The 16,417-nt window shown below is 71.4% G+C and carries 18 protein-coding genes; 8 read left to right on the plus strand and 10 right to left on the minus strand.

Annotated elements, in window-relative coordinates; translation table 11 throughout:
- Window positions 1-38: 38 nt before the first annotated feature.
- Window positions 39-1,226: a class I SAM-dependent RNA methyltransferase gene (locus tag ACGFMK_RS31715; RefSeq protein WP_392770964.1), complete on the minus strand. Its 1,188-nt coding sequence runs from the start codon at window positions 1,224-1,226 to the stop codon at window positions 39-41.
- On the minus strand, window positions 1,223-3,262 hold the full coding sequence (locus ACGFMK_RS31720; protein WP_392770967.1) for an APC family permease: 2,040 nt from the start codon (window positions 3,260-3,262) through the stop codon (window positions 1,223-1,225). Before ACGFMK_RS31720 ends, ACGFMK_RS31715 begins: the two co-directional genes overlap by 4 nt.
- A 93-nt stretch (window positions 3,263-3,355) precedes the next feature.
- On the opposite strand from ACGFMK_RS31720, the gene ACGFMK_RS31725 reads away from it, so the two are divergent.
- On the plus strand, window positions 3,356-4,021 hold the full coding sequence (locus tag ACGFMK_RS31725) for a potassium channel family protein (RefSeq protein ID WP_392770970.1): 666 nt from the start codon (window positions 3,356-3,358) through the stop codon (window positions 4,019-4,021).
- Complete coding sequence (locus tag ACGFMK_RS31730) at window positions 4,018-4,674, plus strand: TrkA family potassium uptake protein (protein WP_323334935.1); 657 nt, start codon at window positions 4,018-4,020, stop codon at window positions 4,672-4,674. Before ACGFMK_RS31725 ends, ACGFMK_RS31730 begins: the two co-directional genes overlap by 4 nt.
- A gap of 50 nt (window positions 4,675-4,724) precedes the next feature.
- Here ACGFMK_RS31730 and ACGFMK_RS31735 read toward each other — a convergent pair whose 3' ends face one another.
- Together ACGFMK_RS31735 and ACGFMK_RS31740 are read right to left on the minus strand one after the other, a co-directional pair.
- Entirely contained in the window at window positions 4,725-5,447 is a 723-nt protein-coding gene (locus tag ACGFMK_RS31735; RefSeq protein WP_392770973.1) for a DUF3159 domain-containing protein, read from the minus strand.
- Window positions 5,448-5,456: 9 nt separating this feature from the next.
- Window positions 5,457-5,837 carry an OB-fold nucleic acid binding domain-containing protein gene (locus ACGFMK_RS31740; protein ID WP_323334933.1) on the minus strand — a complete coding sequence of 127 codons (381 nt, stop codon included), beginning with the start codon at window positions 5,835-5,837 and terminating at the stop codon, window positions 5,457-5,459.
- A 105-nt stretch (window positions 5,838-5,942) separates the two neighbouring features.
- On the opposite strand from ACGFMK_RS31740, the gene ACGFMK_RS31745 reads away from it, so the two are divergent.
- Window positions 5,943-6,656, plus strand: coding sequence for an alpha/beta fold hydrolase (locus ACGFMK_RS31745; RefSeq protein ID WP_392770976.1), 714 nt, complete (start codon window positions 5,943-5,945; stop codon window positions 6,654-6,656).
- Between the two features lie 58 nt (window positions 6,657-6,714).
- Here ACGFMK_RS31745 and ACGFMK_RS31750 read toward each other — a convergent pair whose 3' ends face one another.
- Together ACGFMK_RS31750 and dut are read right to left on the minus strand one after the other, a co-directional pair.
- Window positions 6,715-7,374, minus strand: coding sequence for a DUF3710 domain-containing protein (locus tag ACGFMK_RS31750; RefSeq protein WP_392770979.1), 660 nt, complete (start codon window positions 7,372-7,374; stop codon window positions 6,715-6,717).
- Window positions 7,374-7,868, minus strand: a complete 495-nt coding sequence (gene dut, locus ACGFMK_RS31755) for a dUTP diphosphatase (protein WP_392770982.1) — start codon at window positions 7,866-7,868, stop codon at window positions 7,374-7,376. Before dut ends, ACGFMK_RS31750 begins: the two co-directional genes overlap by 1 nt.
- Window positions 7,869-7,892: 24 nt before the next feature.
- On the opposite strand from dut, the gene ACGFMK_RS31760 reads away from it, so the two are divergent.
- On the plus strand, window positions 7,893-8,375 hold the full coding sequence (locus ACGFMK_RS31760) for a DUF3093 domain-containing protein (RefSeq protein WP_392770984.1): 483 nt from the start codon (window positions 7,893-7,895) through the stop codon (window positions 8,373-8,375).
- Window positions 8,376-8,530: 155 nt separating this feature from the next.
- On the opposite strand, the gene ACGFMK_RS31765 is transcribed toward ACGFMK_RS31760, so the two are convergent.
- A complete protein-coding gene (locus tag ACGFMK_RS31765; protein ID WP_086676737.1) occupies window positions 8,531-8,839 on the minus strand; it encodes a DUF4193 domain-containing protein in 309 nt (102 codons plus the stop codon).
- Window positions 8,840-9,343: 504 nt separating this feature from the next.
- Here ACGFMK_RS31765 and cei point away from each other — a divergent pair.
- Window positions 9,344-10,027 carry an envelope integrity protein Cei gene (gene cei / locus ACGFMK_RS31770; protein ID WP_392770988.1) on the plus strand — a complete coding sequence of 228 codons (684 nt, stop codon included), beginning with the start codon at window positions 9,344-9,346 and terminating at the stop codon, window positions 10,025-10,027.
- Between the two features lie 382 nt (window positions 10,028-10,409).
- On the opposite strand, the gene ACGFMK_RS31775 is transcribed toward cei, so the two are convergent.
- Entirely contained in the window at window positions 10,410-11,231 is an 822-nt protein-coding gene (locus ACGFMK_RS31775; protein ID WP_392770991.1) for an inositol monophosphatase family protein, read from the minus strand.
- 64 nt (window positions 11,232-11,295) lie between these two features.
- Between ACGFMK_RS31775 and ppgK the strand changes: the two genes are divergently transcribed.
- From ppgK to ACGFMK_RS31790, 3 genes are all read left to right on the plus strand, one after another.
- Window positions 11,296-12,063 carry a polyphosphate--glucose phosphotransferase gene (gene ppgK, locus ACGFMK_RS31780; RefSeq protein ID WP_392771012.1) on the plus strand — a complete coding sequence of 256 codons (768 nt, stop codon included), beginning with the start codon at window positions 11,296-11,298 and terminating at the stop codon, window positions 12,061-12,063.
- 221 nt (window positions 12,064-12,284) lie between these two features.
- The gene (locus ACGFMK_RS31785; RefSeq protein ID WP_392770994.1) at window positions 12,285-13,673 is read left to right on the plus strand and encodes an RNA polymerase sigma factor; all 1,389 of its coding nucleotides are present in this window, start codon (window positions 12,285-12,287) and stop codon (window positions 13,671-13,673) included.
- 104 nt (window positions 13,674-13,777) lie between these two features.
- On the plus strand, window positions 13,778-14,629 hold the full coding sequence (locus ACGFMK_RS31790; RefSeq protein ID WP_392770997.1) for an LLM class flavin-dependent oxidoreductase: 852 nt from the start codon (window positions 13,778-13,780) through the stop codon (window positions 14,627-14,629).
- A 37-nt stretch (window positions 14,630-14,666) separates the two neighbouring features.
- On the opposite strand, the gene ACGFMK_RS31795 is transcribed toward ACGFMK_RS31790, so the two are convergent.
- Both ACGFMK_RS31795 and ACGFMK_RS31800 read right to left on the minus strand, forming a co-directional pair.
- On the minus strand, window positions 14,667-15,866 hold the full coding sequence (locus ACGFMK_RS31795) for a hypothetical protein (protein ID WP_392771000.1): 1,200 nt from the start codon (window positions 15,864-15,866) through the stop codon (window positions 14,667-14,669).
- A gap of 41 nt (window positions 15,867-15,907) precedes the next feature.
- A complete protein-coding gene (locus ACGFMK_RS31800) occupies window positions 15,908-16,297 on the minus strand; it encodes a hypothetical protein (protein WP_392771003.1) in 390 nt (129 codons plus the stop codon).
- Window positions 16,298-16,417 lie beyond the last annotated feature (120 nt).

The following is a 16,417-nucleotide window of genomic DNA, read 5'->3' on the forward strand; positions in this document are numbered from 1 at the left end:
GTCACGAGCGCCAGTGTGACGACCACCACCGGCAAAAGTCAGGACAGCAGCGCCACGCACTCCACGTGGTGCGTCATCGGGAACGCGTCGAACGCCCGCAGCGCCGTCAGCGCGTAACCGTGCGACGCGAACGTCGCCAGGTCGCGGGCCAGGGCCGCCGGGTCGCAGGCGACGTAGACGATGCGGTCCGGCTGGCCGGCCACGATCGACTCCACCACCGCCTTGCCCGCGCCCTTGCGCGGCGGGTCCAGCACGACGACGTCGACCGGCTTTTCCGCCGCCGACAGTACGTCCTCCACCCGCCCGGCCTGCCACGAAACCTGCGGCAGGTCCTCGAGGTTGCGCTCGCCGTCGGAGACCGCGCGGCGACCCGACTCGATCGCCAGCACCCGGCCGGACTCGCCGACCTGCGACGCCAGCACCGATGCGAACAGCCCGACCCCCGCGTAGAGGTCCCAGGCCGACCCACCGGACGGCGCCTCGGCCCACTCCGCCACGACCGCGGCCAGCGTCGACGCCGCCGCCGGGTGGACCTGCCAGAACCCGTGCGCGTCGAGGCGCCAGTCGCGGCCCGCGGCGTGCTGCACCGCCACTCCGCCCGACAGCTGCCGGGCGCGGACCTTGCCGCGCACCGTCGACAGCTCGCGGACGTGGGTACGGCCGTCGCCGTCGCTGGTCACCTCGAGCTCGCTGCCCGGCCGCCAGCGCCGCGCGAGGACGTCCGTGAGCTCGCCGGGGACGGCGATCGGGCAGTCGTCCAGGGCCACCACGCGGTGGCTGTGATGAGCCCGCAGGCCCGCGCGCCCGTCCCGCCCGGCGACCAGCCGGACGCGGCTGCGCCAGTCCAGCACCCCGCCGTCGAGCTCCTCGACGAGGACCTCACGCTCGATGCCGGCCAGCCGCGAAAGCTGCTCCGCGACCACCGCCGCCTTCAGCTCACGCTGGTACGACGGCGACGCGTGCTGCCAGTCGCAGCCGCCGCACGCGCCGGGCGCGGCGAGCGGGCACGGCGGGGTGACCCGCTCCGGCGAGGGCTTGAGCACCTCGACCGCGTCGCCGCGGCAGAACGAGCCGCCGTTGTCCTCGGTGACCTCGACGCGCACGTGCTCCCCCGGCAGCGCGTGCCGGACGAACACCACCCGTCCGTCGGCGCGGGCCACGCAGTGGCCGCCGTGCGCCACGGCGCCGACCTCCACCTCGAGGACACGGCCTTGCCAGGTGGTCATTCGGCGGGCTCCTTGGGCTTGGTCGGGCCGGCGAGCGGCGGCGTCCCGTTGGGCGAGAACCCGCGCCGGACGTCACCGGCCGCCGGCCGCTCGTTCCGGACACGCTCGGCCGCCTTGGCCGAGGATTCGAGCTGCCACGGCACGCTCGCGACGATCACGCCCGGCTGGAACAGCAGCCGGCCCTTGAGCCGCAGCGCGCTCTGGTTGTGCAGCACCTGTTCCCACCAGTGCCCGACGACGTACTCCGGGATGAACACCGTGACGACGTTGCGCGGGTTGTCGCCGCGCACCCGCTTCACGTAGTCGAGCACCGGCTTCGTGATTTCGCGGTAGGGCGACTCGACGACCTTCAGCGGCACCTTGAACTTGTGCGCGTCCCACTCGGCGGTGAGCCGGCGGGTGTCGGCGTCGTCCACGTTGACCGTCACGGCCTCGAGCACGTCCGGCCGCATCGCCTTGGCGTAGGCCAGCGCGCGCAGCGTCGGGCGGTGCAGTTTGGACACGAGCACGATCGCGTGGTTGCGCGACGGCAGCACGGTCGGGGTGTCGCCCAGGTCCTTCAGCTCGTCGGCCACCCGGTCGTAGTGCTTCCGGATCGCGGTCATCAGCACGAAGATCGCCACCATCGCCGCGATCGCGATCCACGCGCCCAGCAGGAACTTCGTGATCAGCACGATCACCAGCACGACACCGGTGCAGGTGAGACCGACCGCGTTGACCGTCTGCGAGCGCCGCATCCGCCGCCGCTTGGCGGGGTCGGTTTCCTTGGCCAGCAACCGGTTCCAGTGCCGGATCATGCCGGCCTGGCTCACCGTGAACGACACGAACACACCCACGATGTAGAGCTGGATCAGCCGCGTCACCTCGGCGTCGAACGCGATGATCAGCACCAGCGCGAACGCCGCCAGGAACAGGATCCCGTTGGAGAACGCGAGCCGGTCCCCCCGGGTGTGCAGCTGCCGCGGCAGGTAGCGGTCCTGCGCCAGGATCGAGCCCAGCACCGGGAAACCGTTGAACGCGGTGTTCGCGGCCAGCAGCAGGATGATGCCGGTGGAGAAGGAGATGTAGTAGAACGCCGGCGGGAAGTCGGCGAACACCGCGTGCGCGATCTGCGCGACGATCGTCTTCTGCTGGTAGCCCGCGGGCGCGCCGGCGAGCTGCTCGGCCGGGTCCTCGGCGAACTTCACGTCGGTGATCGTGGCCAGCGTGATGATGCCGACCAGCATGGTGACGGCCAGCAGGCCCATCATCAGCAGCGTGGTCGCCGCGTTCTTCGACTTGGGTTTCTGGAACGCCGGGACGCCGTTGCTGATCGCCTCGACCCCGGTCAGGGCCGCGGCGCCGGAGGAGAACGCCCGCAGCACCAGGAACGCGTACGCCACGCCCGCGAAGGTCCCCTCCGAGTTCAGCGTGAAGCCGGCGCTCTCGGCCTTCATCTCGGTGCCGGTCGCCGCCTGGAACAGCCCCCAGGCCACCATGACCAGAATGCCCAGGATGAACCCGTAAGTCGGGATCGCGAAGGCCTTCCCGGACTCGCGGATGCCGCGCAGGTTCAACGCGGTGAGCACCGAGACGATCACGATGGACGCCAGCACCTTGTGCTCGGCGACCCACGGGACGGCGGACCCGATGTTGGCCACACCGGACGAAGTGGACACCGCGACCGTGAGCACGTAGTCGACGAGCAGCGCGCTCGCCACGGTCAGCCCGAACTTGCCGCCCAGGTTCGTGTTGGCGACCTCGTAGTCACCGCCGCCGCTCGGGTACGCGTGCACGTTCTGCCGGTAGGACGCGACGACGACGAGCATCACCAGCGCGACCATGACGCCGATCCACGGCGCCAGCGCGTACGCGGAGAGACCCGCGACGCTCAGCGTCAGGAAGATCTCTTCCGGCGCGTACGCCACGCTCGAGAGCGCGTCGGACGCGAAGATGGGCAGCGCGATGCGCTTCGGGAGGAGCGTGTGAGCGAGCCTGTCACTGCGGAACGGACGTCCGAGGACCAGGCGTTTCAGCACGGTCGGGAACTTCGACACCACGAAAGACTAGCTGCCGGGGTGCACGGTAGGTTCGGCGCTGGCATGTCGGGGTAGCAACGGACGGGTAACCGCCGAATGAGGAGGCAGGGCGTGCACGTGGTGATCATGGGGTGCGGCCGGGTAGGCGCGTCCCTGGCCGCTGCGCTGGAGCGGCTCGGCCACGAGGTGGCCGTCATCGACAAGAACCAGCAGGCGTTCCGCAGGCTCGGCAGCGACTTCCACGGCCAGCAGGTCGTCGGGGTCGGTTTCGACCGCAAGGTGCTCATCGAGGCCGGGATCGAGCGGGCCGGCGCGTTCGCCGCGGTGTCCAGCGGCGACAACTCGAACATCATCTCGGCGCGGGTCGCGCGCGAGAACTTCGGCATCGAGCACGTCGTGGCGCGGATCTACGACCACAAGCGCGCCGCGGTGTACGAGCGGCTGGGCATCCCGACGGTGGCGACCGTGCCGTGGACCACCGACCGGTTCCTGCGCACCCTGCTGCCGGACGGCGTCGCGTCGGCGTGGCGGGACCCGTCGGGCAACGTCGCGATCCTGCAGCTGCCGCTGCACGAGGGCTGGGTCGGGCACTCCGTGAAGTCCCTGCAGGAGGCGAGCGGCGCGCGGGTGGCGTTCATCATGCGCTTCGGCACCGCCGTGCTGCCGGACCCCAAGACCGTGCTGCAGGCCGACGACGACGTGTGGGTGGCCGCGCGCTCCGGCACCGTCAGCGACGTGGGCAGTGTGGCCAACCGCGAACCGGAGGACGAGGCATGAGGGTCGCGATTGCCGGCGCGGGGGCCGTGGGCCGCTCCATCGCCGCCGAGCTGATCGACGGCAGGCACCAGGTGATGCTCATCGAGCGGGAGGCCGACCAGTTCGAGCCGCACACCGTCGAGCAGGCCGACTGGGTGCTCGGTGACGCCTGCGAGGTCTCGATCCTCGAGGAGTCCGGGATCGAGCAGTGCGACGTCGTGATCGCCGCGACCGGCGACGACAAGGCCAACCTCGTGGTGTCGCTGCTGGCGAAGACCGAGTTCGCGGTGCGGCGGGTCGTGGCCCGGGTGAACAACCCGGCCAACGAGTGGCTGTTCACCGACGCCTGGGGCGTCGACGTCGCGGTGTCGACGCCGAGGATGCTCGCGGCGATGGTCGAAGAGGCGGTCAGCGTCGGCGACCTGGTCCGGTTGATGACGTTCCGGCAGAGCAACGCGAACCTCGTCGAGCTCACCCTGCCGGCGGAGACGCCGCTGGCCGGCAAGCCGGTGAGCGAGCTGGACCTGCCCCGCGACGCGGCGCTGGTGACCATCCTGCGCGGCGACCGCGTGATCGTGCCGCAGCCGGAGGACCCGCTGGAGCCGGGCGACGAGCTGCTGTTCGTGGCGACGTCCGACGTCGAGCCGGAGATCCGCACCGCCCTGGGCTACTGACGCACGAAGAGGGCCCCTGACGCTCGTCAGGGGCCCTCTTCGTGTGTCTTCTACGCTTCGGGAGCCGCGTACTTTTCGCGGAGCCGGGCTTCGACCTGCGCGTCCGTCTCCGGTGCCGGCTCGTCCTCGGCCATGGCCTTGAGGCGCTTGTCGGACCGCCGGACGGCCCAGACGACGACCAGCAGGCCCAGCGCGTAGAGCGGGTAGCCCATGGCGATCTTCGCGAAGGCCAGCCAGCCGGTGTAGTCCTCCTGGTAGAGCCACCGCTGCACGACGAACCGGGCGGCGAAGATCAGCGCCATGGCGAGCGTGGCGACGTCGTAGCCGTAGCGGGACGGCTTGTCCTTGCGCCACGCCTGGCCGGTGCCGTTGAGCATGTTCCAGACGACGCCCGCGATCGGCCAGCGCACGACCACCGACAGCACGAAGATGCCGCAGTAGACGAGGCTCGCGTAGATCCCGAAGAGGAAGAACCCCTTCGCGGACCCGGTGCGGTAGGCGATGAACGCCGCGATCGCCACGCCGAAGAACCCGGAGATCGCCGGCTGCAGCGGCTCCTTGCGCACCAGGCGGAGCACGGTGATGGCCACCGCGCTGCCGATCGAGGTCCAGATGGCCGCGGTCAGGCCGAAGAACGAGTTCGCCAGGACGAACACGATCACCGGCAGCGACGAGTAGATCAGGCCGGACACGCCGCCCATCTGCTCGAGCATGGTCGGCTGCGGTTCGTCCGCGTCGTCGGTCTTCTTCTCGCTCGGGGCGGGATCAGTCACGATAGGTGATCAACTCACTGGGCTCTGGAGCTCGTAATAGGGGTTGTACAGCACCTTCTGGCCGTCACGCTCGGCCATCCGGCCGCGCACCTTGATCGTGCGGCCCGGCTCGATGCCCGCGATCCGGCGGCGGCCGAGCCAGATTAGCGTCACGCCCTGTGTCCCGTCGAACAGCTCCGCCTCCAGGGTGGCGGCCTCGTCGGTCGGGCAGAGCTCCACGCTGCGCAGTCTCCCCATCACGGTGACTTCTTCGCCGGACCGGCAGTCGCAGGCGCGCTGCGCGCCTTCGGCGTCCGACCTCATCGACATCTCGTCGGCGTCGAGATCCTCGACGTCGCTGGTCAGCTTGCGAACCAACCGGCTGAAGTAGCCGCCGTCTTTGGCGGACATAGGTGCTCCTGTGCTCCGGGGCCCCCGACTTGGTGCTTGCGGCCCGAACGATTCCAGCGTACTGCGGTCCCCGTCAGGGAAACGCCTTTGCGCAAAGATCGCAACGTGACGTCCGCGATCCGAGTTCCCGCCGCGGTGCTGCTGCCCGGCACCGGCTCCGACGAGGTGTTCGTCCGCGCGGTCTTCGACGGCCCGCTGCGCGCCCTCGGGGTCCCGCTCCTCGCCCCACCGCCGCCACCAGGGGCTTCACTGGCCGAGGGCTACCTCGCGGTGCTCGACGCGCTGGCGGACGAACACGGCGAACTGCTCGTAGGCGGCATTTCGTTCGGCGCGCACCTGGCCGCGGAGTGGGCCGTGCGCAACCCGGGCCGTTGCGGGGGCCTGCTGGCCGCGCTCCCGGCGTGGAACGGCGCTCCCGGCCCGGCACCCGCATCGCGGGCCGCGACGCTCTCGGCGGATCTGGTGGCCCGTTCCGGGGTCGGCGCCGCGCTGGCGCAGACCGAGGGCAGCCCGGGCTGGCTGCGCGCGGAACTGGCCCGCGCGTGGCGGCGCCACGGCGACGACCTGGCCGCCGGCCTGCGCGTCGCCGCGGCCCGCCCGTCACCCTCGTTGGCCCAGCTGGCGGCGCTGAACGTCCCGGCGGGCGTCGGCACGTGCACCGACGATCCGGTACACCCGACGAAAGTCGCATCCGACTGGGCCGCGAGCCTCCCTCGAGCGTCCCTCGGCCGGACGACGCTGGCCGCCCTGGGCGCCGACCGCGAGTCCCTGGGCCGCGCGACCGTCCTGGCCTTCCTCCGGGCGCGGAAAAAGCCGTGAATGTCGCATTGAGGGACTCTAAGTCCCTCAATGCGACATTCACGGCTTTTGTCGAGCGTCAGCCCTGCTGCTGGGCGGCGATGTGCTCGGCGACGGCGTCCGGGAGCGTGATGGTCAGCGGCGTCCGGACCGGCATCGGCGCGTCACCCCGGTCGACGATCGTGCGGCGGACGATCTCCCGCAGCACCTCCACCGCGGCCGCGCCCTCCGACTGCGGGCCGGCGATGACCCCGCGCAGCATCCAGCGCGGCCGGTCGACGCCGACGAAGCGCAGCGAGACGTCGCCGACGATGGCCGAGATCTCCAGGCCCCACACGCCGCGGCCGATGTTGACCTTGGCGCCGTCGGCCCGCAGCTGCTCGGCCAGCTCGGCGCTGACCTCCCGCCACAGCCCGCCGGTGCGCGGCGCGGCGTACGCGCTGACCGTGATCTGGCCCTGCTCGGTGACGACGTGCACGGCCCGTACGCCGCTGGTCTCCGGGTCCATCTCGACCTGGACCTGCGACCCGTCGGGCACCGGCACCTTGACCGAGCCGAGGTCGATCCGCGGGACGCCGTCGTCGTCGAAGTCCGCGACGTCGAACGGGCCGTCGGAGACGTCCGACAGCTCGGAGTCCTCCGAGAACGACTCGTCCTCGATCGTGTCGTCGGCATCGGGCGCGGCGTGCCGTCCCGCGGACCCGCCCTCGGTCCGCCGCTTGCGTCCGAAAATCCCCACTACTGCTTCTCCGTTCCTTCCCCAGCCGCGAGCGCGTCTGCTCCCAGTGTGGCGTGTCCACCCGTGGAGCCGTAGCCGCCCGCGCCCCGTTCGGTGGCGTCGAGCTCGGCGACCTCGACGAACTCGGCGTGCTCGACCCGCTGCACGACCAGCTGGGCGATGCGGTCGCCGCGCGCGAGCTTCACCGGGTGCACCAGGTCGTGGTTGATCAGGCAGACCTTGATCTCACCGCGGTAGCCCGCGTCGATCGTGCCCGGGGTGTTGACCACCGACAGGCCGACCCGGGCGGCCAGGCCGGACCGGGGGTGGACGAACCCCGCGTACCCGGGCGGGAGCGCGATCGCGACGCCGGTGCCGACCACCCCGCGTTCCCCGGGTTCGAGCACGATATCCGAGGTCGTGACGAGATCGGCGCCCGCGTCGCCCGGTCGGGCGTAGGCGGGCAGCGGGACATCCGGGTCGAGCCGGGAGAGGAGTACCTGAACGCTGGACACGGGCGGCGAGATTACTCTCTACCCGTGGGTGAATCAGCGAAGACGGCCTCGAGCGCCGCGGTCCGGCACTCCGAGCGGCTCTACGTCCCGTGGTGGGGCTGGCCGCTGCCGGTCCTGGGCGCGATCCTGCTGGCGGCCGAGATCGACCTCGGGTACCCGGGGATCCGGGCCTGGCTGCCGTACGTGATCGCGTTGCCGGTGGTGGTGGCGCTGCTGCTGTCGCTCGGCAGGTCGCGGGTCCGCGTGACCGGCGGTGACGAGCCGGAGCTGTGGGTCGGCGACGCGCACCTGCCGCTGCGCTACGTCGGCGAGGTGGAGATCTTCGACTCCGGCGCCAAGCGCAAGGCGCTCGGCCGCGACGGCGACCCCGCGGCGTACGTGCTGCACCGCGGCTGGGTCGGCCCGGCCGTGCGGATCCGGCTCACCGACCCCGCGGACCCGACGCCGTACTGGCTGTTCAGCACCCGGCACCCGAAGCGGGTCGCCGAGCTGCTCAAGGGCGCCTGAGCGCCTCGAAAGATGCCTCGACGGATGTGGAAGGGGGCCGGCCTGCCGGCCGGCCCCCTTGTCCCCAGCGCGCTTCGAGCCCTCCCCTGTCCCTCAGGGCTCTCCGTCGCGTCTGTTCGTCCCCTGAACCCCTGGTCCGAGCTCCCGCGCCGTGGTCAGGCGCAGTCGCGGCAGATCAGGCGTCCGCCGCTCTCCTCGGCCAGCCTGCTGCGGTGGTGCACCAGGAAGCACACGGAGCAGGTGAATTCGTCCGCCTGCTTCGGCACCACCTTCACGGTCATGTCCTCACCGGAAAGCCCGGAGAGGTCGGCACCCGGCAGCTCGAAGTTCTCGGCGGTCGCGTCCTCGTCGACGTCGACGACGCCGGACTGGTTCTCGTTCCGCCGGGCCTTGAGCTCCTCCAACGAGTCTTCGGCCAGCTCGTCGGCTTCGCTGCGGCGCGGAGCGTCGTAGTCGGTAGCCATGTGTCCCTCACCCCTGCGATCAGCTTGTGTAGTCGTTTTCCCGGACCCTCGGGTGCGCCCGTGAGTCCGCCGTGCCGCTGGTCAACGTTCCAGGGCCCCTGTTTGTGCCCGACGGCCGGAGTGACCGAGGTCTCTCTCGTTTTGGGCCTCGTCCTGCGGCCGGAGCCCGGGAAGGGTAGCTCACGCCCGCGCGGGTTCTGCAACGAGTCAGACATTGCCGGGGAATCGTCACCCGACAGGGGGAACCCGCAGGTAAGACGCGTTGTCGTCCATTCGGGTTGCCCCCGGGTGGAGAACTTCACGAGGGGCCCGTGTCCGCTTGCCCCGGCCGACCCCCGCGTGGTGCGATCGCCGCACGGGGAAGGGTCTCGGCAGGCGCCCGCGAACCGGGAAACCGGTGGGGTGACCCGGGCCCGCACACGCGGGTCGCAGCGCCTAGGCTGATCCGCCACGACGGTGCCGACGAGCTGCCGTCGGGTTCTGGGTTCGGGAAGGGACGGGCAGGTGGCGTCGGGGAACGGCATCGGGGACCGTGGGGCGCGGCCGTATCGCAAACACAAGCCGCTGCCGGCGCTGATCGTCATCGGCGTGCTGGCGCTCGGCGCGATCATCGTGTGGATCAACGCCGCGGTCGGCAAGGGCGACGTCGACGAGGCCGTCCGGTGCGACCCGCCGGCCAGCCCGCCGCCGGGTGTCACGTTCAGCACACTCCCCCACAACGCTCTCGACGACCGCGCGCCGGTGCCGCCGGACAAGGTCGCCGTGAAGGTCCTCAACGCGTCCAGCACGCGCGGCCAGGGCAGCATCACGACGACGGCGCTGCACGAGCTCGGGTTCACCAACACCGGCGAGCCGGCCAACGACCCCGCCTACGAGAACCGCGAAGCGAAGTGCCGCGGCCAGATCCGCTTCGGCGAGAACGGCATCACCGCGGCCCGCACGCTCGGCCTCGTCGTGCCGTGCGCCGAGCTGGTCCAGGACAACCGCAAGGACGCGAGCGTCGACCTCGTCACCGGCACCAACTTCGGCGACATCCGCCCGCGCGCCGAGGCCCGCCAGGTCCTCACCCAGCTCGCCGAGTGGTCCAAGGCCCACCAGGGCGGCGGCGGCAACGAGCAGTCCGCGGGCGCCAAGGCCCCGGTCATCGACCAGACGCTGCTGGCCTCGGCCCGCGACGTCCAGTGCTGACCCCCTGACCCACCCTCCAGCCCCACGTGTCGTCCCCCTGAGTACGCGTGTCGTCCATCCAGGCACGCGTGTCGTCCACCGAGGTACGCGAGTCGTCCACCGAGATACGCGAGTCGTCCACCCGGGCACGCGTGTCGTCCCCCGAGGTACGCGAGTCGTCCACCCGGGCACGCGAGCCGACCGCCGCAGCACGCGAGTCGTCCACCCGGGCACGCGTGTCGTCCGCCGAGATACGCGAGTCGTCCACCCAGGCACGCGAGCCGACCGCCGCAGCACGCGAGTCGACCCCAAATCGCGCGATGCCTCCCCAGACACGCGTGATGCCCTCCCGATCACGCCTACCGTCCCCCAAGGCCCGGCAACGGCCGCGGCAACCGCCGTCTCAGACGTCCGCGGCCCCGCACTCCCCCAGCGTCTTCCGGAGCGCCTCCGCGATCGACGGGGCCGCCGCGTACGTCGCGTCCGCGCCCAGGTCCGGCGCCGCGCCCGGGAGCACGACCACCGCGCCCGCCTCCGCCGCGATCAGCGCGCCCGCCGCCCAGTCCCAGCGGTGCAGGCCGTGCTCGGCGTACGCGTCCAGCCAGCCCGCCGCGACCGCGCACAGGTCGAGCGACGCCGCCCCGTTGCGCCGGATGTCGCGGACCCGGCCCAGCAGCTCCGCCGCGAAGCGCGCCTGCCGGGCCCGCCGCTGCGCCGAGTACGCGAACCCGGTGCCGACCAGCGTCAGCTCCAGCCGCGACGGCGCCGAGACGGCCAGCCGCCGCCCGTCGAGCCAGGCGCCCTGTCCCCGGGCCGCCGACCAGACGCGGCCGCTCGCCGGCTCGACGACCGCGCCGGCCACCGACACCCCGCCGACCTGCGCCGCCACCGACACCGCGAACCACGGCAGGCCGTAGAGGAAGTTGACGGTGCCGTCGATCGGGTCGACGACCCACGTGACGCCGTCGTCGCCCGCGGTCCCGCCGCCCTCCTCGCCCAGCACCGGCTCCCCCGGCCGCAGCTCGGCGAGCCGGGCGCGGACGAGCCGCTCCGACTCGTGGTCGACCGCGGTGACCACGTCGGTGTCGGCGGACTTGGTGTCCACGGCGACCGACCGGCCCTCCGCCATCCCGTCCCAGGCCTCGCGGACCAGCTCGGCGGCCTCCGTCGCGACCTGCACCGCGACGCTTTTCAGCAACGACTCGTCAACTCCCACGTCCGTCATGTCACCACATCCGGTTAAAGTCTCCGAAGCAGGCTTCTGAATCGTGCGAGAAGGGACCACGTCCGTGGTGGAGGCGACCCGCCGAGGTTTCGGCATCGACATCGGCGGCAGCGGGATCAAGGGCGCGTTGGTCGACCTGGACCGGGGGCAGCTCATCGGCGACCGGATCCGGATCGAGACGCCCAAGCCGTCCACCCCCTCGGCGGTGGCGGACGTCGTCGCCGAGATCGTGACCCAGGCCGGCTGGGACGGCCCGGTCGGCGTGACGCTGCCGGCCGTCGTGAAGAAGGGCGTCGCGCACACCGCGGCGAACATCGACAAGCAGTGGATCGGCACCGACGCCGACGCGCTGTTCGCCAAGCGCCTCGGCGTCGGCGTCGACCAGGTCGCGATGCTCAACGACGCCGACGCGGCCGGCATGGCCGAGATCCGCTTCGGCGACCCGGTCGCGCGCACCGGCGTGACGGCGCTGCTCACCTTCGGCACCGGCATCGGCAGCGCGGTGTTCCAGGACGGCAAGCTCGTCCCGAACACCGAGTTCGGGCACCTGGAGATCGACGGCCACGACGCGGAGAAGCGCGCGGCCGCCTCGGTGAAGGACAACGAGGGCCTGTCCTACCCCGAATGGTCCAAGCGGGTGCACCGTTATCTGACCGTGCTCGAGAACCTGATCTGGCCGGATCTGTTCATCGTCGGCGGCGGCGTCAGCAAGAAGGCCGAGAAATGGGTGCCGCTGCTGAACATCCGGACTCCGGTGCTGGTCGCGTCGCTGCAGAACAACGCCGGGATCGTCGGTGCCGCGGCCGCCGCGGCCGAGGGCATCCAGCACTAGGACGGCGCCGGATCCGGAGGCCGGATTCGACACCGATTCGACACCTCCGGCAGGCCGGAGGGTGATCGCTTCGCGACGCATGCGCGTACCGTCGTTACAATGGAACACGGCCCACGGCTGCGGAGGCCAAAACCGCAGGCCGAGGCGTGTTCCCCGAATGTGAGGCAGCAGCGGCTCCGTGTCCGCTGCTCGTCATGATCGACCGCTGCGAAAGGGCGTAAGTGGCAGCCGCAAGAACCGCAACCCGAGGCGGGACGAAGACAGCGACCGCAGCCGGCGAGCCGGCCGAAGAGGCAGCCACCGGGACGGCGAAGCCAGCGGCGCGCAAGACCACCACTGCCAAAAAGGCTCCGGCCAAGAAGGCACCGGCGAAGAAGCCCGGGACCAAGGGCGAGGACGGCGAGCCCGACGGTCCCGAGGGCATCGAAGGCGAGCTCGACTCGCCGGACCTGTCGGACCTGGAAGAGGTTGAAGTCGAGGTCGACGTCGTCGACGAGACGGTCAACGACGAGCCGGACGCCGACGACGATGACGACGAGGAATCCGACGAGGAGACCCCGGCGCAGCGCCGTCGCGGCGCGGCCGCCGACAAGGCGGCCGCGGCCAAGAGCCCCGACAACCCGGACTTCGTCTGGGACGAGGAGGAGTCGGAAGCCCTGCGCCAGGCGCGCAAGGACGCCGAGCTCACCGCGTCGGCCGACTCCGTGCGTGCCTACCTCAAGCAGATCGGCAAGGTCGCGCTGCTGAACGCGGAGGAGGAGGTGGAGCTGGCCAAGCGGATCGAGGCCGGGCTCTACGCCGCCGAGCGGGTGCGCACCGCCGAGGAAGAGGGCGAAAAGCTCGTCACGCAGATGCGCCGCGATCTCAAGTGGATCGTGCGCGACGGCGAGCGCGCCAAGAACCACCTGCTCGAGGCGAACCTCCGGCTCGTGGTGTCGCTGGCCAAGCGCTACACCGGCCGCGGCATGGCGTTCCTGGACCTGATCCAGGAGGGCAACCTCGGCCTGATCCGCGCGGTGGAGAAGTTCGACTACACCAAGGGCTACAAGTTCTCGACGTACGCCACGTGGTGGATCCGCCAGGCGATCACCCGCGCGATGGCCGACCAGGCCCGCACCATCCGCATCCCGGTGCACATGGTCGAGGTCATCAACAAGCTCGGCCGTATACAGCGTGAGCTGCTCCAGGACCTCGGCCGCGAGCCGACCCCGGAAGAGCTGGCCAAGGAAATGGACATCTCCCCGGAGAAGGTCCTGGAGATCCAGCAGTACGCGCGTGAGCCGATCTCGCTGGACCAGACCATCGGCGACGAGGGCGACTCCCAGCTCGGTGACTTCATCGAAGACTCCGAAGCGGTCGTCGCGGTCGACGCGGTGTCGTTCACGCTGCTGCAGGACCAGCTCCAGTCGGTGCTGCAGACGCTGTCCGAGCGCGAGGCGGGCGTGGTCCGGCTGCGCTTCGGCCTCACGGACGGCCAGCCGCGCACGCTCGACGAGATCGGCCAGGTGTACGGGGTGACCCGTGAGCGCATCCGGCAGATCGAGTCGAAGACGATGTCGAAGCTGCGTCACCCGTCGCGGTCCCAGGTGCTGCGCGACTACCTGGACTGATTTTCCTTCGGTACCACCGAAGAACCCCGCCACGATCGTGGCGGGGTTCTTCTTTTTCGAGGACTGTGGAAGGGAGATCGTTTTTCCTTCCTGAGGAGCCTCCATTGCAGATCGGCATCGGATTGCCGAACCAGGTCCGGGACATGCGCCCGGGCCTCCTTCCCGGCTGGGCCGCGCGCGCCGAGGCCGCCGGGTTCTCGACGCTCGGCACGGTCGGCCGGATCGCCTACCCCGGCGTGATGGACACCGTCGCGCTGGCCGCCGCGGCCGGCGCCACGTCACGGATCGGCTTGGTCAGCAACGTCCTGCTCGGCACCGTGTGGCCGCCCGTGTTGCTGGCGAAGGAGATCGCCGGCATCGACGGCGTCTCCGGCGGCCGGCTCACCCTCGGCATCGGGATCGGCGGCCGGCCGGACGACTTCGTCGCCGACGGGCTCGGCCCGAAGGGGCTCGGCAAGCGGATCGACGCCGACCTCGAGGTCTACCGGGACGTCTGGACCGGCAAGCCGGTCGGCGGCGGGGACAACCCGGCGGTACCGCCCGGCACGCGCGAGGTGCCGCTGCTGTTCGGCGGGTTCGCGCCGAACGCCCTGGCCCGCATGGCGAAGTGGGGCCAGGGCTACGTCGGCGGCTCGATGCCGGCCGGGATGGTCGCCGGCGCCTTCGACAAGGCCCGCGAGGCCTGGCGGGCAGGCGGCCGCGAGGGCGACCCGCGGCTCGTCGCCATCGTCTACTACGCGCTCGGCGAGCCGGACACCGGACGCGAGAAGGTCGGCGACTACTACAGCAATATGGGCGAGATGGCCAAGGTCGTCGTGGACAACGTCCGCACAACGCCGGAAGCCGTGCGGACCGCGGTGCGGGAGTTCGCCGACCTCGGCGCCGACGAGCTGATCTTCAACCCGGCCACCGACGAGATCGACGACGTCGAACGGCTCGCCGAAATCGTGCTGTGACAGCGTTTCAGGGCCGTCCGCTTCAGGGCCGTCCGTTTCAGGCCCGGCCGGTGAGTGCCGTCCACGGGACGTGCACCGTGACGCGTTCGCGCAGCTGCTCGTTGAGCAGCCACAGCTCGCCCGTCGCCGGCCAGTAGGACAGGTTCTGGCTGTTCACCGGCGCCTGCCCGGGCAACCTCGACGTCGAGACGCCGCCGACCCCGCCGTGCAGGCACGACGGGTGGTCGCCGGCCACTCCGGCGTACTCCGGGCAGACGCCGGTGAGCACGAAGTAGCCGCCGCGGGACACCGCGCCCTGCATCCCCCACACCGGCGACGAGAAGCCCTCTTTCGCGTGCACCAGGCCGTCTGTGGCCGTGGCGAGGCGTCCCGTCGACACGTCGAACGGCCAGCGCAGGATCCGCCCGCCCGCCGCCGCCGGGACGTGCTCGGCGGTGACGAACGTGGAATCGCCGTGGTCGAAGGAAAGCGTCGACAGGCACGGGCGCGCGCCGGTCGCCGTCGTGCAGGCGCCACCGCCGGGGTACCAGTACGCGCCGACCTGCGGCATCGCGTAGTCGTAGTAGGCGGCGTGGTACTGGCCGTCGGTGCCGAGCCCGACGGTCGCGGAGCTGTCGTCGACCTTCCAGAAGTGCGTCGTGTCGAAGACGCGGATCAGGCCGCCGGTGGTCGCCACGAAGAGCAGGTTGCCGGCCCAGGTGATGCCGTGCCCGTGCCCGGCGACCACGGCGAAGTCGGTGTCGGACGTCGGTTCCACGAGCAGGACGTGCCGGTAGCCGAGCCCGTTGGCGTCCACAAAGGACAACCGGACCATGGTGTCGCCGGTGGTGTGCCACGACGTCACGACGACGCGCTTGCCGCCGACGGTGCCGGTCGCCGGGTCGGCGTCGCCGGAGCCGGTGAGGCCCTGCGGGATCCAGTCGTTGGTCTTGTCGTCGTTCGCGTCCTCCCAGCAGAAGCCGGCGGGCTTCAGCGCGGCCGCGAGGTAGGTGCCGTGGCAGAGCGGGCGGGCCTGGCGGTTGGTGGCGCCGAGCAGCGCCGGGAGCCCCTGCGGCGGCAGCTTCTGGTCCAGCGCGGCGATCCGGGCGCCGTAGGTGGCGAAGGTGTCGCCGGCGGTGAGCCGGTAGCCGTCGACGGTCGCCGCGTCGAGGCGGGGGAAGCTCGCGGCGGCCTGGGCGGCCGTCGTCGTCGTGAGGCCGAGCAGCAGGATGGTGACCAGGCCGATCAGGAATCGCATGCCGGCCAGGGTGCCGGGCCGGCGTATACGTCCCGTACAACTCAGGGGACGGCCAGACCGCGCTCCCGCAAGGACTGTTCGACGCGAAGGCGCTCGATCTCGCGGTCCATGCCCTCGGGCAGCTCGGCGAGCCGGTGCGGGACGCCGATCTGGCGGCAGGCCTGGGTGAGCAGCTCGTCGTAGGCCTGGCGGGTGCCGTACCGCCGCGCGGCCGGGGTGCCGGACGGGTAGTCGACGAGCAGGCGGTGCACCCGGCGCAGGTCCGCGGCGACCCGTTCGATCGGCGGGCCCTGCGGCGCCGGCTGCCGCTTCTCCCGCAGCCGGCGCACCACGCCGGGGAGGCGCAGCGCACACCAGAAGAGCACCGTGGGAGCGATGCAGACCACGGCGAACAGGATCAGGTTCCCGAGGACGCCTCCGGCGCCGGCCATGCGCTCATGGTAAGCCCGCGGCGTGCTCCCGGCGCACCCTTTTCCGACCCGGCGCTCGAGCTACCGGGGTGGGGGGTGTGAGAAACAGGTTTATAAAAAGATATGAAACAACCACCGGGG

Origin of the sequence: Amycolatopsis sp. NPDC049252 (assembly GCF_043197175.1) — a bacterium.
Lineage (GTDB): Bacteria > Actinomycetota > Actinomycetes > Mycobacteriales > Pseudonocardiaceae > Amycolatopsis.